At 70.2% G+C, this 14,932-nt stretch carries 13 protein-coding genes; 8 read left to right on the forward strand and 5 right to left on the reverse strand.

The features are described from left to right. Positions 1-8: 8 nt before the first annotated feature. The 3 genes from tatC to M4V62_RS33860 are packed head-to-tail and all read left to right on the forward strand — an operon-like array spanning position 9 to position 4,760. The gene (gene tatC / locus M4V62_RS33850; RefSeq protein ID WP_249590997.1) at positions 9-971 is read left to right on the forward strand and encodes a twin-arginine translocase subunit TatC; all 963 of its coding nucleotides are present in this window, start codon (positions 9-11) and stop codon (positions 969-971) included. A gap of 17 nt (positions 972-988) precedes the next feature. Then, positions 989-1,897 carry a diacylglycerol kinase gene (locus tag M4V62_RS33855; protein ID WP_249590998.1) on the forward strand — a complete coding sequence of 303 codons (909 nt, stop codon included), beginning with the start codon at positions 989-991 and terminating at the stop codon, positions 1,895-1,897. 52 nt (positions 1,898-1,949) lie between these two features. Continuing rightward, positions 1,950-4,760, forward strand: coding sequence for a DEAD/DEAH box helicase (locus tag M4V62_RS33860; protein WP_249590999.1), 2,811 nt, complete (start codon positions 1,950-1,952; stop codon positions 4,758-4,760). Between the two features lie 58 nt (positions 4,761-4,818). Here M4V62_RS33860 and M4V62_RS33865 read toward each other — a convergent pair whose 3' ends face one another. Continuing rightward, the gene (locus M4V62_RS33865) at positions 4,819-5,931 is read right to left on the reverse strand and encodes an LLM class flavin-dependent oxidoreductase (protein WP_249591000.1); all 1,113 of its coding nucleotides are present in this window, start codon (positions 5,929-5,931) and stop codon (positions 4,819-4,821) included. Positions 5,932-6,466: 535 nt separating this feature from the next. Here M4V62_RS33865 and M4V62_RS33870 point away from each other — a divergent pair. From M4V62_RS33870 to M4V62_RS33890, 5 genes are read left to right on the forward strand one after another with little or no spacing between them, the layout of a single operon-like run. Then, on the forward strand, positions 6,467-8,107 hold the full coding sequence (locus M4V62_RS33870; protein ID WP_249591001.1) for an ATP-binding protein: 1,641 nt from the start codon (positions 6,467-6,469) through the stop codon (positions 8,105-8,107). Then, positions 8,104-8,511 carry a roadblock/LC7 domain-containing protein gene (locus tag M4V62_RS33875; protein WP_249591002.1) on the forward strand — a complete coding sequence of 136 codons (408 nt, stop codon included), beginning with the start codon at positions 8,104-8,106 and terminating at the stop codon, positions 8,509-8,511. Before M4V62_RS33870 ends, M4V62_RS33875 begins: the two co-directional genes overlap by 4 nt. Beyond that, entirely contained in the window at positions 8,508-8,897 is a 390-nt protein-coding gene (locus M4V62_RS33880) for a DUF742 domain-containing protein (RefSeq protein ID WP_249591003.1), read from the forward strand. Before M4V62_RS33875 ends, M4V62_RS33880 begins: the two co-directional genes overlap by 4 nt. Next, positions 8,878-9,492, forward strand: coding sequence for a GTP-binding protein (locus M4V62_RS33885; RefSeq protein WP_249591004.1), 615 nt, complete (start codon positions 8,878-8,880; stop codon positions 9,490-9,492). The genes M4V62_RS33880 and M4V62_RS33885 overlap by 20 nt, the downstream gene beginning before the upstream one ends. Positions 9,493-9,547: 55 nt before the next feature. Continuing rightward, positions 9,548-11,047: a cytochrome P450 gene (locus M4V62_RS33890; protein ID WP_425574957.1), complete on the forward strand. Its 1,500-nt coding sequence runs from the start codon at positions 9,548-9,550 to the stop codon at positions 11,045-11,047. Here the strand turns inward: M4V62_RS33890 and M4V62_RS33895 are convergent. The 4 genes from M4V62_RS33895 to M4V62_RS33910 all read right to left on the reverse strand — a co-directional run bounded on the left by M4V62_RS33895 (position 11,041) and on the right by M4V62_RS33910 (position 14,683). After that, positions 11,041-12,003, reverse strand: a complete 963-nt coding sequence (locus M4V62_RS33895) for an RluA family pseudouridine synthase (protein ID WP_425574956.1) — start codon at positions 12,001-12,003, stop codon at positions 11,041-11,043. The genes M4V62_RS33890 and M4V62_RS33895 overlap by 7 nt on opposite strands. A 53-nt stretch (positions 12,004-12,056) precedes the next feature. After that, complete coding sequence (locus M4V62_RS33900) at positions 12,057-12,638, reverse strand: GNAT family N-acetyltransferase (RefSeq protein WP_249591005.1); 582 nt, start codon at positions 12,636-12,638, stop codon at positions 12,057-12,059. A gap of 244 nt (positions 12,639-12,882) precedes the next feature. Beyond that, positions 12,883-13,725 carry a siderophore-interacting protein gene (locus tag M4V62_RS33905; protein ID WP_249591006.1) on the reverse strand — a complete coding sequence of 281 codons (843 nt, stop codon included), beginning with the start codon at positions 13,723-13,725 and terminating at the stop codon, positions 12,883-12,885. A gap of 52 nt (positions 13,726-13,777) precedes the next feature. Next, complete coding sequence (locus tag M4V62_RS33910) at positions 13,778-14,683, reverse strand: 5'-3' exonuclease (protein WP_249593126.1); 906 nt, start codon at positions 14,681-14,683, stop codon at positions 13,778-13,780. Positions 14,684-14,932: the final 249 nt, after the last annotated feature.

Consider the following 14,932-nt stretch of genomic DNA (forward strand, 5'->3'; position numbering starts at 1 on the left):
GACGTGGGTTGCTCAAGTCTGCCCGCAAGAAGGAACAGGATCCCGAGGGGCGGATGCCGCTTGCGGAGCACCTGCGCGAGCTCCGCAACCGGCTCGCGAAGGCCGTGCTGGCCATCATCGTCGTCGCGATCGTCGCTGCCTTCTTCTACAAGGACATCATCGAGTTCTTCACGAACCCGATTCTTAGCTCCGTAGGGTGCGAGTCGAGCTTCGCCGAGCTGGCGAACAAGGGCGGCGAGGAGACCTGCGCGCGCATCGTCCTGAACGGTCTGATCACGCCGTTCACGCTCGCCCTGAAGATCTCCCTGATGGCCGGCGTGGTGCTGGCCTCGCCGATCTGGCTGTACCAGCTGTGGGCCTTCATCGCGCCGGGCCTGCACAAGAGCGAGAAGAAGTACGCGTACGCGTTCGTGGGCGCCGGCTTCCCGCTGTTCATGGGCGGCGCGTTCTTCGCGTACAAGACGCTGCCGACCATGGCCCGCGTGCTGCTCGAGTTCTCGCCCGGCGGCGTCGACAACCAGCTGCCGCTCGACGAGCTGATCGACCTGGTCACGCGCATGGTGGTCGTCTTCGGTCTCTCCTTCGAGCTGCCGTTGCTCCTGGTGATGCTCAACCTCACCGGAGTCATCACCGGCCAGCGCATGCTCGGCTGGTGGCGCGGCATGATCATGGGCATCACGGTCTTCGCGGCCGTGGCGACGCCCAGCACGGACCCGCTGACCATGATGGCCCTCGCCGGACCGATCTGGGTGCTCTACTTCGCGGCCACCGCCTTCTCGCTCCTGAACGACCGGCGCAAGGCCAGGATCAGGGCGGCCGGGCCCGATGACGACGAGGCCTCCGACCTCGATCTGACTCCCGAGGACGTCGGCGAGATCGAGCCGGTGTCCGCGCACAGGGCGCTGCCCGAGCAGGCGAGCGGCGACGGCGCGAACCGAGACCGGGTAAACGGTTTCGACGACGTGACGTGACCTTGTAAGTTTCGGCCGTGACCAGCGAGATCACCCTCTTCGTCAATCCCACCGCGGGCCGCGGCCGGGGCGCTCACGCAGCGCAGCCGGCCGCTTCGGCGTTGCGGGCCGCAGGCTTCTCCGTGCGCACGGTCATCGGCGAGGACGCCGCCGACGCGCTGCGCCGGGCACGTGAAGCCGTCGACACCGGTACGCGCGCGCTGATAGCCGTCGGCGGTGACGGCATGGCCAGCCTCGCGCTGCAGGCCGTGGCCCGGACGCAGACGCCCCTGGGGGTGATCGCCGTGGGTACCGGCAACGACTTCGCGCGCGCCCTCGGGCTTCCGGTGCGCGATCCGGCCGCCGCGGGGACGGTCGTCGCCGAGGCGCTCGAAGCGGGGCGCACGCGCGACGTCGACCTGGGGCGGGTGGGCAAGACGTGGTTCGGCACGGTGCTCGCCTCCGGCTTCGACTCGCGGGTCAACGACCGGGGCAACCGGATGCGCTGGCCCACCGGGCGCTTCAAGTACGACCTCGCGATGGCCGCCGAGCTGGCCGCCTTCCGGCCCATCCCGTACCGGATCACGCTGGACGACGGCCGGGTCCACGAGGTCGACGCGACGCTCGTCGCCGTCGGGAACGGATCGTCGTACGGCGGTGGCATGAAGATCTGCGCGCGGGCCGACATGAGCGACGGACTCTTCGACGTGACGGTCGTCGGCGACTGCAGCCGTACGACGCTCCTGAAGGTCTTCCCGCGGGTCTACAAGGGCACGCACCTGGACCACCCCAAGGTCACCGTGTTCCGGGCCGCGAAGGTGGAGCTCGCTGCCCCGGGCGTCACCGGGTACGCGGACGGGGAGCAGCTCGGCGGGCTTCCCCTGACGGCGGAGTGCGTGCCGGGGGCCGTGCGGGTCCTGGTGCCCGAAGGTCCGCAGGTGCCGTAAGGCAGATAATGATCGTCCGTTGTCAGTGGTGGCCGGTAGTCTCGAAAGCACGATGACAGAGGACCTCTCACCGGCCGAGCGGTATGCGGCGGCGCGCGAGCGCGCTGTCGAGCAGGCCACCGCACTCGCTGCCTTCCGCGAGATGTACGAATTCGGCCTCGACCCCTTCCAGATCGAGGCCTGTCAGGCGCTCGAGGCGGGCAAGGGCGTGCTCGTGGCCGCCCCCACGGGATCGGGCAAGACGATCGTCGGCGAGTTCGCCGTGCACCTGGCCCTGGAGCAGGGCAAGAAATGCTTCTACACGACGCCGATCAAGGCGCTCTCCAACCAGAAGTACGCCGACCTCTCCAAGAGATACGGCGCGGACAAGGTCGGTCTGCTGACCGGCGACAACAGCGTCAACTCCGATGCCCCGGTGGTCGTGATGACCACCGAGGTGCTGCGGAACATGCTGTATTCGGGATCGCAGTCGCTCCTGAACCTCGGCTATGTGGTGATGGACGAGGTGCACTACCTCTCCGACCGGTTCCGTGGCGCCGTCTGGGAAGAGGTGATCATCCACCTCCAGGAGTCGGTGACGCTGGTCTCCTTGTCGGCGACCGTCTCGAACGCCGAGGAGTTCGGCGACTGGCTGGACACCGTGCGCGGCGACACCCAGGTGATCGTCTCGGAGCACCGGCCCGTGCCGCTGTTCCAGCATGTCCTCGCCGGGCGCCGGATGTACGACCTCTTCGAGGAGGGCGAGGGCCAGCGAAAGGCCGTCAACCCCGACCTCACGCGCATGGCGCGCATGGAGGCCAGCCGTTCGTACAACCCGCGTGATCGCCGCAAGGGCAAGATGGTCCGCGAGGCCGACCGGGAGCGCGAGCGCAGGCAGCGGTCGCGGATCTGGACTCCGGGGCGGCCCGAGGTCATCGACCGGCTCGACTCCGAAGGCCTCCTTCCCGCGATCACGTTCATCTTCAGCCGCGCGGCCTGCGAGGCCGCGGTGCAGCAGTGCCTGCACGCGGGCCTGAGGCTGAACGACGAGGACGCGCGGGCCCAGGTCCGCGAGATCGTCGAGGAGCGCACGGCCGCCATCCCGGACGAGGACCTGCACGTCCTTGGCTATTACGAATGGCTGGAAGGCCTGGAGCGCGGCATCGCCGCGCACCACGCGGGCATGCTGCCGACCTTCAAGGAGGTCGTCGAGGAGCTCTTCGTGCGCGGGCTCGTGCGCGCCGTCTTCGCCACCGAGACCCTCGCGCTCGGCATCAACATGCCCGCGCGCAGCGTGGTGTTGGAGAAGCTCGTCAAGTGGAACGGCGAGCAGCACGCGGACATCACCCCCGGCGAGTACACCCAGCTGACCGGCCGTGCCGGGCGCCGCGGCATCGACATCGAGGGCCATGCGGTGGTCCTGTGGCAGCGGGCCATGAGCCCGGAGCACCTCGCGGGACTGGCCGGCACGCGTACGTACCCGCTGCGGTCCAGCTTCAAGCCGTCGTACAACATGGCGGTGAACCTGGTCGAGCAGTTCGGGCGGCACCGCTCGCGTGAGCTCCTTGAGACGTCCTTCGCGCAGTTCCAGGCCGACAAGTCGGTCGTCGGGATCTCGCGCCAGGTGCAGAAGAACGAAGAGGGCCTCGAGGGCTACAAGGCCTCGATGACCTGCCACCTGGGCGACTTCGACGAATACGCACGCCTGCGCCGCGAGCTGAAGGACCGGGAGACCGAGCTCGCCAAGCAGGGCGCCAACCAGCGCAGGGTGGCCGCGGCCGCCGCCCTGGAGAAGCTCAAGCCCGGCGACGTCATCCACGTGCCGACCGGGAAGTACGCGGGGCTCGCGCTTGTCCTGGACCCGGGGATTCCCGCGGGCCGGGTCAACGGCCACCGCGGCTTCGAGCACCAGGACGGGCCAAGGCCCCTGGTGCTCACCGCCGAGCGGCAGGTCAAGCGGCTCGCCTCGATGGACTTCCCGGTGCCGGTCGAGGCCCTTGAGCGGATGCGCATCCCGAAGTCGTTCAACGCGCGCTCGCCGCAGTCGCGCAGGGACCTGGCGTCCGCGCTGCGCACGAAGGCCGGGCACATCGTTCCCGAGCGGCACCGCAAGGGGCGCGCTGCCGCGGCCGACGACCAGGAGATCGCCCGGCTCCGTACGGAACTGCGGGCGCACCCCTGCCACGGGTGCGACGAGCGCGAGGACCACGCGCGGTGGGCCGAGCGCTATTACCGCCTGCGCCGGGACACCGTCCAGCTGGAGCGGCGGATCGAGGGGCGCACGAACACCATCGCGCGGACCTTCGACCGGATCGTCGCGCTGCTCACCGAGATGGACTACCTCCGGGGTGACGAGGTCACCGAGCACGGCAAGCGGCTCGCCCGGCTCTATGGGGAGCTGGACCTCCTGGCGAGCGAATGCCTGCGGGAAGGCGTGTGGGAGGGGCTCAGTCCGGCCGAACTGGCCGCGTGCGTCTCGGCGTTGGTGTTCGAGGCCCGGATGGCGGACGACGCGCTCGCCCCCAAGCTGCCCTCCGGGAAGGTGAAGGCCTCGCTCGGCGAGATGGTGCGGATCTGGGGGCGGCTCGATGCCCTGGAGGAAGAGTTCAAGATCAACCAGGCCGAAGGGGTCGGGCAGCGGGAGCCGGATCTCGGATTCGCCTGGGCGGCGTACATGTGGGCGTCGGACAAGGGCCTCGACGAGGTGCTTCGGGAGATCGACATGCCCGCGGGGGACTTCGTGCGGTGGTGCAAGCAGGTGATCGATGTCCTCGGGCAGATCTCCGCTGCTGCTCCCCGTGAGGGATCCACCGTGGGGAAGAACGCCCGCAAGGCCGTGGATCAGCTGCTGCGGGGTGTGGTGGCGTACAGCTCGGTCGGGTGACGGTGAGCCGGGGCGGCCCGGGGAGTCTGATGCCCCGGGCCGCCCCGGCTCCCGGTACTCAGGCCGCGTCGGACGGGCCGAGGATCGCCGCGTCCCGCTTCGCCACCTCTTCCCGCACGATCGGGATCACGTGCCGCCCGAAGTCGATCGCGTCGTCCAGGAGGTCGTAGCCCCGGGCGGAGAGGATCTCCACGCCCAGGTCGTAGTAGTCGAGGAGGGCCTGGGCGACCGTCTCCGGAGTGCCCACAAGGGCCGTCGAGTTGCCGGCGCCGCCGGTTTCCGCGGCCGTCGGGGTCCAGAGCGCGCGGTCGTGGTGCTCGCCCGAGGCCGCCGCCGCGAGCAGGCGCCGGGACCCCGAGTTCTCGGGGTTCTTCAGCGGGTGGCGGCGGGACAGCGGGGCGCCCGCCTTACGGGCCTTGATACGGGCCAGGGTCGCGTGCGCCTTCTCCCAGGCCAGTTCCTCGGTGGGCGCGATGATCGGGCGGAAGGCCACCTGGATCCTGGGGACGTCCGTGCGTCCTGCGGCCTTCGCGGCTGTCCGCACCGACTCGATCTGCTCGGCGGTCTGCGCCAGCGGTTCGCCCCACAGGCAGTAGATGTCCGCCTCGGCGCCCCCGGCGGCGTACGCGGCAGGTGACGAACCCCCGAACGAGACGCGCGGATGCGGCTGTTGGACCGGGAAGGTGTCGCTGACGAAGTCGTTGAAGCGGTAGTGCGCGCCCTCGTGGTCGAAGGGCTCGTGCGAGGTCCACGCCTTCTTGATGATCTGGATGGCCTCGCGTGTGCGCGCGTACCGCTCGCCCTTGGTGTGGAAGTCGCCCTCGCGCTGCTGCTCGTGGTCGTTGCCGCCCGTGATGAAGTGCACCGCGAGGCGGCCGTCGCTGATGTGGTCCAGGGTCGCGAACGTCTTGGCGGCGAAGGTGGGGTACGAGACGTTCGGACGGTGCGCGACCAGGATCTGGAGCTTGTCGGTGCGGGCCGCTATGTAGGCGGCGGCGGGGGAGGGGTCGGGGGATCCCGATCCGTAGGCGAAAAGGACACGGTCCCAGCCGTGGTCCTCATGGGCCCGGGCGAGCCGGAGCGTGTAGTCCTTGTTGAAGGACGCGCCCGAGCGCGCGGTGACTTCGGAGCCTTCATTGGTCGCTGCGATGCCGAGAAACTCGACGGGCATGGCGGGGTCTCATCTCAACTGGTGTCGGTGTGCGCTGACGTGGAAGCAGTCAGAAGCAACACGACGCGGACCACACACGACCGAAGTCGATGTGATCGCGCGTGACCAGACGCGGCTGAGGGCGCATGCGCCCAGTGGAACAGCCCTCCATGTGGAGCGTCAACCACGGCTGTGCCGTGCCCATTCCCGGGCGTGCGGGGAGCCGAACGGGGGTCGTCCGGAGCTGTGTTCCCGCCTGTTCGACGCCATCACTCCGCGTGTTCGATTGATCGCCACACGTGCAAATGGAGCCGAGTGTATGCCTGTCGGCAAGGCGGTTTCAGGGGGTTGCTGAATATGACTCGGCGATGATTCCGGCGGACTAAGCTCGCCCGGAGCGCGGCGAGTTGAAACGAGTTGCGATAGATTCGCGCGTTTGTTCCCAGTTCTTTCGATAGTTCGCATACGTCTACCGCTCTCAACTCCCCGTAAACTCCCCCCATTTCACGGCATCAACCCCCATTCCTCCCCCAAGACAACTGTTCAGAGGGCATACATGGTGAGTGTTCAATCGCCTCCCGGTGGCCGAGAAGTCCCTTACGCACGTGTGCTGTTGCTGCCCGCCATGCTGATGGCCGCGGCGACCGGAGCCGCCGTCGCCGCGGTGACGGAACCCGCCCGCATCGCGGTGGGCTGGTGCGGCGCGATCGCGACCCTCGTGGTCGTCGCGGTCGGCGCCGAAGCGGTGCGACGCGGCCGGTCCATCCGGGAGTTGCACACCCAGTACGCGCAGCGGATCGCTTTCCTCGAGCGGCGCATCGCGTCCCATGACGACGAGACGGTCCGCCTGGGCAGGGAGATCATCCCCGAGGCCGTCTTCAGGCTCCGGCAGGGCGAAGCGCCGTCGGAAGTGATCCGCCACCTCGTCGACGGCGACGAGTCCTTCGCCGAACTCCCGGAGTCGCAGCGGCAGATGCTCCGGAACGTCCTGGACACCCTGGACACCGGAGAGGCGATGCGCGAGTCCTCGCAGCGCGCCTTCGTCAACATCGCCCGGCGCGTCCAGTCCATCGTCCACCAGCAGGCCGCGGAACTGCGCGAAATGGAGGAGTTCCACGGCCGCAACCCCGAGGTCTTCGACGACCTGCTCCGCATCGACCACGGCACGGCCCTGATCGGCCGCCTCGCCGACTCGATCACCGTGCTCGGCGGCGCCCGTCCGGGACGCCAATGGCCCAAGCCCGTACCGCTGTTCAGCGTGTTGCGCGGCGCCATGTCCCGGATCCTGGAGTACCAGCGCGTCGACCTGCACTCGATCGCCAAGGTCGCCATCCGCGGCACGTCCGTGGAACCGCTCATCCACGCCTGCGCCGAGCTGCTCGACAACGCCACGCGCTACTCGCCGCCGCAGACCCGCGTGCACGTCACCGCCGTCGAGGTGCAGACCGGCATCGCCGTCGAGATCGAGGACGGCGGCGTCAGCCTCAGCGAGGAGGCGCGGGCACGGGCCGAGCGCATGCTCGCCCAGGCCCAGGCGGGCATCGACCTGAACGACCTCGGTGAGAGCCCCCGCCTCGGCATGGCTGTCGTGGGCCGGCTCTCGCAGATGTACAACCTGCAGGTCTCGCTGCGGCAGTCCGCGTACGGCGGCGTCCGCGCGGTCCTCATCGTCCCGCGCGAGATGATCACCACAGGGCCCGCGCCAGGACTCGCGCACGGCATCGGCGCGTCCGCCGTGCCCCGGGTGAACGCGGAGGGCGTGCCCATCGAGGAGGCCCAGGGCATCCGGCGCAAGAAGCCCCGCGTGATGACGGCCGGGCCGCCGATCTCCAAGTCGCTCGCGGCCATGGAGGACGACATCCCCGAGGTCACCGAGTGGACGTCGAACGGCCTGCCGCAGCGCCGCAGCCGGGTCCGCACCCCGCTCGCCGAGCGGCTCGCCCAGGAGGCCGCGGACGAGAAGTACGCCGCGCAGCGGGCCCAGTACGCCCCGCAGGGCGCACCGGTGGCACCCGAACCGGTGAAGAAGGAGGAGAAGGAGCCCGGCCTCTGGATCGAGGCGTTCATGAAGGGCGTCAACGGCGACGAATCCGCAGCCGACGACCCGTTGTTCCCCAAGGGCCACAGCGAGAACGACCACGGCACCCCAGACAGTGCTGGCAGTGCCGACAACGCCGACGAGGGGGGCTGGAAGTGATCCAGCAACGGGCCAATTTCGACTGGATGCTCAAGGAGCTCGCCGACGGGGTGCCGCAGACGCGGCAGATCGTGGTGCTCTCCGCGGACGGCCTGCGCATCGCGCGCTACGGCGGCGACCCCGACGCCGCCGACCGGATCGCCGCCGCCTGCGCGGGACTTCAGTCCCTGGCCGCCGCGGTGGCCACCGAGATCCCGCACAGCGACGGCGGGATGCGCATGGTGATCATCGAGGTGGACGGCGGCTACTTCTATCTGATGGCCGCGGGCGCCGGCGCCTACCTCGCCGTGCTCGCCGACGAGACCGTCGACGCGGGCCTCATCGGCAACCGCATGCGGGACCTGGTCGTCAGGATCGGCGCCCATCTGACGAGCCCGCCCCGGCGAGATGGGCAGGCCGTATGAATCCTCCGCAAGGCGAGAACCCCTCCCACCGGGACGACCCTCCCCAACGGCAGCGGCGCAGCCCGGAGAATCCCGAGCGGCTCTACATCCTGACCGGCGAGGACACGGAGAGGGCGCCACTCGACCTCGTCACGCTGATCGTCGCGCACGGCGAGGCGGAGCCCATGGCCCAGCCGGAGCACTCCGTCGTCCTGCGGCTGTGCAAGACGCCGCTGTCCGTCGCCGAGCTCTCCGCGTATCTCGCGCTGCCGTTCAGCGTGGTGACTGTCCTGCTGACGAAGATGCTCGGGGCCGACCTGGTACAGGCGCGGGCGCCGATCGTCCGCTCCACGCTCCCCGATCGTTCCCTTCTCGAAGCGGTGATGCATGGACTTCAAAAGCTCTGACACGATCACCGGGCCCAGCAGCGAGGACGTCCTGCCGCACACGGCCACGGCCGCCGTGAAGGTCGTGATCGTGGGCGGGTTCGGGGTCGGCAAGACGACGATGGTCGGCTCGGTCAGCGAGATCCGTCCGCTGACCACCGAAGAGACCATGACCCAGGCGGGCATCGGTGTCGACGACAACTACGGCTCCGACACCAAGACGGCCACCACCGTCGCGATGGACTTCGGCCGGATCAGCATCTCCGAAGAGCTGGTGCTCTATCTGTTCGGCACCCCCGGCCAGGAGCGCTTCTGGTTCCTGTGGAACGGCCTCTTCGAGGGCGCGCTGGGCGCGGTCGTCCTCGTCGACACCCGCCGCCTGGAAGTCAGCTTCGACGTGATCGGCCGCCTGGAGGAGCGCGGCGTGCCCTTCGTCGTCGCCGTCAACGACTTCCCCGACGCGCCCCGTCACCCGGTCGATGCGCTGCGCCGTGCCCTCGACCTGGACGAGGTGGTCCCGATAGTGAAGTGCGACGCCCGGCAGCGCGCATCGAGCCGGGACACCCTGCTGACCCTCATGCGGTACCTGCACTCCCTGACCGTGGCCCGCGTCTGACACCTCATCTCATCGGCAACCCCGGAATCCCTTCCGCGACCCCGGAGCGACGAACGTGACGACCCCTTCCCACTCCCACCCCGGCATGGACGACCCGGCCATGCCACCGCCCGGCTGTCCCGCGCACGGCCTGGGCCCCGGCGGCCTGCGCCGTCTTTACGGTCCCGAGGCGGACACCGACCTCGCGGGCGTCTACGAGAAGCTGCGCGCCGAACACGGCGCGGTGGCCCCGGCCCTGCTGCACAACGACGTACCCATCTGGGCGGTCCTCGGCCACAGCGAGAACCTCCACATGGTCCGCACCCCCTCGCAGTACACCCGCGACCCGCGCCAGTGGCGGGCCATCATCGACGGCTCCATGGGCCCCGACAACCCGCTGGCCCCCGTCGTCACCTTCCAGCCGATGGCCAGCATGGTCGAGGGTGACGAGCACCAGCGGCTGCGCGGCGCGGTCACCGGCGCCATGGCGCTCCTCGACCACCGCGGCATCCGCCGCTACATCAACCGCTACAGCAACCTCCTGCTCAACGACATCTGCCAGGCCGGGCGCGCGGACGTCGTGAGCCAGTTCGCCGAGCATCTGCCGATGATGGTGATGTGCCATGTCATCGGCATGCCCGAGGAGTACAACGAGCGGATGGTGCAGGCCGCCCGTGACATGATCCGGGGCACCGAGACCGCCATCGCCAGCAACGCGTACATCATGGACGCGCTGATGCGCCTGGTGGCGCGGCGCAGGGCGAAGGCGGAGGAGGACTTCACCAGCAACCTCATCGCCCAGCCCGCGCAGCTCACCGACGACGAGGTCGCCGCGCACCTGCGGCTCGTGCTCATCGCATCCTACGAAGCCACGGCCAACCTCATCGCCAACGCCCTGCGCATGGTCCTCACCGACCCGCGCTTCCGCGCCCAGCTCAGCGGCGGCCAGATGACGGTCCCCGAGGCGGTCGAGCAGTCCCTGTGGGACGAGCCCCCGTTCAGCGCCATGATCGGCTACTTCGCCAAGCAGGACACGCAGCTCGGCGGCCAGCAGATCAAGGCGGGCGACGGTCTGATCCTCGGCATCGCGCCGGGCAACGTGGATCCCGTCGTACGCCCGGATCTGGCCGCCAGCATGCAGGGCAACCGCTCCCATCTGGCGTTCAGCGGCGGGCCGCACGAGTGTCCGGGGCAGGACATCGGGCGCGCCATCGCCGACACGGGTGTGGACGCGCTGCTCATGCGCTTCCCGGACGTGGAACTCTCCGTCGAGGAACACGAGTTGAGGTGGAACTCGTCGATCCTCTCCAGGCATCTGGTGGAGCTCCCCGTGCAGTTCGCGCCGCGGCCTCCGCAGGACGTGATGGCGCGGCCCATGGCGCGGGTGCCGGGTGCGCGCAACGACTGGTCGGTGTCGTCGCCCGCGCAGCGGCCCGCGTATCCCGCGACGCCCGCGCCCCAGCCGGCGGCGCAGCCCGCTCCGCCGCCGCCCGCGCCGGACTCCGCGCCGGTGGCCGCTTCCGTGCCGCGGCAGGGAGTGTGGCGCAGGCTGGTGACCTGGTGGCGGGGTTACTGATCGCCCGCTGACGGGCCCGCCCAGCTGTCGTACGACGTCCAGGCGCCCAACTCGCGGGCGCTGACGAAGCGGTGGTCGGTGCCCGTGACGGGGTCCGTGAACTCCAGTACGCGCGACAGGAGTTGAAGGGGCCGCCGGAAGTCGTCCGGCGGCACGGGCCCCCGCACGAGCGGGTAGACAGGATCGCCGAGGATCGGCAGGCCCAGGGCGTTCATGTGCACGCGCAGCTGGTGGGTGCGGCCGGTGTGCGGGGTGAGCCGGTAGCGCGCCAACGGGCCGTTCCGCGCGGCGAGTTCGATGCGGCTCTCGCTGTTGGGCTCGGCGCCGGGGACTTCGTACGCGGCGATGATGCCGCGTTCCTTGACGATGTGGCTGCGCACGGTGCGGGGGAGCTCGACCCCGGGATCGTGGGCGGCCACCGCCTCGTACTCCTTGCGCACCCGCCGCTCGCCGAACAGCATCTGGTACGCGCCGCGTTCCTCGGGCCGCACGGTGAAGAGGATGAGCCCCGAGGTGAGCCGGTCGAGGCGGTGCGCGGCGCCGAGCGCGGGGATGTCGAGGTCACGGCGGAGGCGGGCGAGCGCCGTCTCGGTGACGTGGCTGCCGCGGGGTGTGGTCGCCAGGAAGTGGGGCTTGTCGGCGACGACGATGTGCTCGTCGCGGTACACCACGTCGATGCCGTACGGCACCGGGACCTCGTCCGGCAGATCCCGGTGGAACCACACGAAGGCGCCGGGCACATAAGGAGCGTCCGGAGCCACGGGAAGCCCGTCCACGCCGACGATCAGCCCGTCCCGCAGCATCCCGTCGATCACTCCGGGTCCGGCCCTGAGCCGCTCGACGAGATGATCCCGTACGGTCGTCCACGCTCCGCCCGCGGGCAGCTTGACCCGCATGGGGTCGACGCCGCGCCGCTGCGGCAGGGGAGAGGGCGGGATGCGGGGCTTACGGGTCACAACCGGCAAGAGTACGGGGCCTGGCGGGGGGCGCTTCGCCAGGTCAGGAGCCCTCAGCCCTCTTGGACGCGGGCGTGCAGATGCATGTCGTGCCAGCCGTCCGTGTGCAGCACCGCGCTGCGCTTGGTGCCCTCCGGCGCGAAGCCGGTCTTGAGCGCGACACGGCAGGAGGCCTCGTTGGCCGTGGCGTGGGTGAGTTCAAGGCGGTGCAGGCCGAGTTCACCGAAGGCCCAGTCGGTCAGCGCCGTGAGGGCGCGCGGGGCGATGCCCCGGCCGCGGGCCGACGGCATGGTCCAGTAGGCGACTTCGGCCTGTCCGTCGGCGAGCACGATCAGGCGCAGCGATATCCGGCCCACCACCGCGTCCGTCGTGGCGTCGGCGATGGCCCAGTGCGCGTCGCGCTCATCGGACCAGGCCTTGCGCCAGCCGTCGATCCAGCCGCGGGCCTCGTCGACGGAATCGGCCTCGCGCGCGTGCCAGCGCTGGATCACCGGGTCCTGGAACGCCTCGTACACGGCAGGCGCGTCGTCGGGCGACCAGGGGCGCAGGACCATCCCTCCCGGGACGGGGATGACGGGCTGTTCCTGCTGGGCGAGGGCGCCCGCTGCGACGACGTCCGGGACCATGAAGGGCATCCCGGCATCGTGCCAGCGGGCGCCCGCCGGGGAAACCGGTTTTGGGCCCATCTCGTCCGCGCGCCTGGTGGGGGCTGATCGCGCAGTTCCCCGCGCCCCTGAAGGGGCGCGTCTGCGCGTCCCGCGGTCGAGGAGGGCCCCGGTAGGGGCGCGGGGAACTGCGCGACAAGCCCCCACCGGCGCGCGGACGGGTACGGTCCCGCACCAGGGCAGCCACCCGTCATGCTCAAGCCGACGGCAGCGGTCAGGCCGAGGGGGCCGACTCCTGCTCCGCCTCCACCTGCGCGTTCCAGTCCCGCTTCGACGCCTGCCAGCCGTCCTCGTTGTGGCCGAGGCGCCAGTAGCCGGAGATCGAGAGGCGCTCGCGCGGGACCTCGCGCTCCACGCGGAGGTACCGGCGCAGCTCCTTCACGAAACCGGCCTCGCCGTGCACGAACGCCTGCACGTCGCCCGCCGGGAAGTCGAGGGAGCGTACGGCCTCGACGAGCGCCTCGCCCACGGGGCGCTGCCCGCGGTGCAGCCACTCGATCTCCGCGGCCGTGCTGATCTTCTGCTCCTCGTCCGCGTCGGCGATCTCCACGAAGGCGTACGCCTTGGCGCCCTCGGGCAGTGCCTCCAGGGCGGCGGCGATCGCGGGCAGCGCGCTCTCGTCACCGGCGAGCAGATGCCAGTCGGCGCCGGCGTCCGGGGCGTACCCGCCGCCCGGGCCGAGGAAGTGGACCGTGGCGCCCGGCTCGACGCGCTTGGCCCACGGGCCCGCGAGGCCCTCGTCGCCGTGGATGACGAAGTCCACGGCGAGCTCGCGGGTCTGCGGGTCCCAGGAGCGCACCGTGTACGTACGCGTCACGGGCCACTGGTCGCGGGGGAACTCCTCGCGGATCCGCTGGATGTCGAAGGGCTCCGGATACGTCACGCCCTCGGCGCCGAAGAGCAGTTTCACGTAGTGATCGGTGGAGTCGCCCACCGTGAACTCGGCGAGGCCCTCGCCGCCCAGGACGACGCGCTGCATGTGCGGGGTGAGGCGCTCGGTGCGCACCACCTGCGCGACGTGGGCCTTCGGTGCCTTGCGTGCCGGACGTTCTGCCATGGCGGCGGCCTCCCCTGATCAAATGTTGCTTAGGCTTACCTAAGCTAACACTTCATCCTTCGAGAGTCGTGAGCAACCGCTTGAGCGCACCACCGAGGTTCCACCGCGCCGCCAGCTCGTCCAGGGCCGCGGGATCGCGGGGTTCGCCGGGCAGCGCGAGGTCCACGTCGGGCAGGGGTACGTCGCCCGCGACGCGGACCACCGTCGGCGCGACGGCCACATACGCGCGGGACTCGTCGAGCCGCTTGCGCTGAGAAGGCGTCAACTTGCTCTTCGGGTCGTCCACGGCGGCCATGATTCCGGCCAGATTTCCGTACGCGTCCAGGAGCTTGGCCGCTGTCTTCTCGCCAATGCCGGGCACGCCGGGCAGGCCGTCGCTCGGGTCGCCGCGCAGCAGGGCCAGGTCGACATAGCCGGAGCCGTCCACTCCGTACTTCTCGCGGAGCCAGGCCTCGTCCGTGAGCTGGAGGGAGCCGACGCCCTTGAGGGGGTACAGGACGCGGATGCCGCGCTCGTCGTCGACCAGCTGATAGAGGTCGCGGTCGCCGGTGACGATGTCGACGGGTCCTGTGGCGCGGCCGGCGTACGTGCCGATCACGTCGTCCGCCTCGTACGACGCCACGCCCACGCGGGCGATGCCGAGCGCGTCCAGGACGTCCTCGATGATCGGGACCTGCGGCGAGAGCGTGTCCGGGGTCTCCTCGGCGTCCGGGCCCTCCGCGATCTCCTCGGCGACGCGATGCGCCTTGTACGAAGGGATCAGCTCGACGCGCCAGTGCGGGCGCCAGTCCGCGTCCATGCAGGCGACCAGGTCGTCCGGGCGGTGGTCCTGGACGAGCCGGGCGATGAAGTCGAGCAGGCCGCGCACCGCGTTGACCGGTGTGCCGTCCGGGGCCTTCACGGAATCGGGGACCCCGAAATAGGCCCGGTAGTACAGGGACGCCGTGTCGAGCAGCATGAGCCGTCGCGTTCGCTGAGTCACCTTCGCATCATGCCGCACGGCACTGACAGCGCACCGTCTGCGACCCCGTCAAGGCGTGGTTTCCGCCCCGCAGGGCAGGGGCCGGATCACGCCATGTTCCGCTCGGCAGAGGTGAACGGAATGTGAACTGGAACACTCTTGCGTTTGATCTGTGTAAGTGCGGGCAGGCGCCGAGCCGGAGCGCCTCCGGTCGAGGATTCAACTATTTCGCCGGGTAAATAGCGG

Source organism: Streptomyces durmitorensis, assembly GCF_023498005.1.
Lineage (GTDB): Bacteria > Actinomycetota > Actinomycetes > Streptomycetales > Streptomycetaceae > Streptomyces > Streptomyces durmitorensis.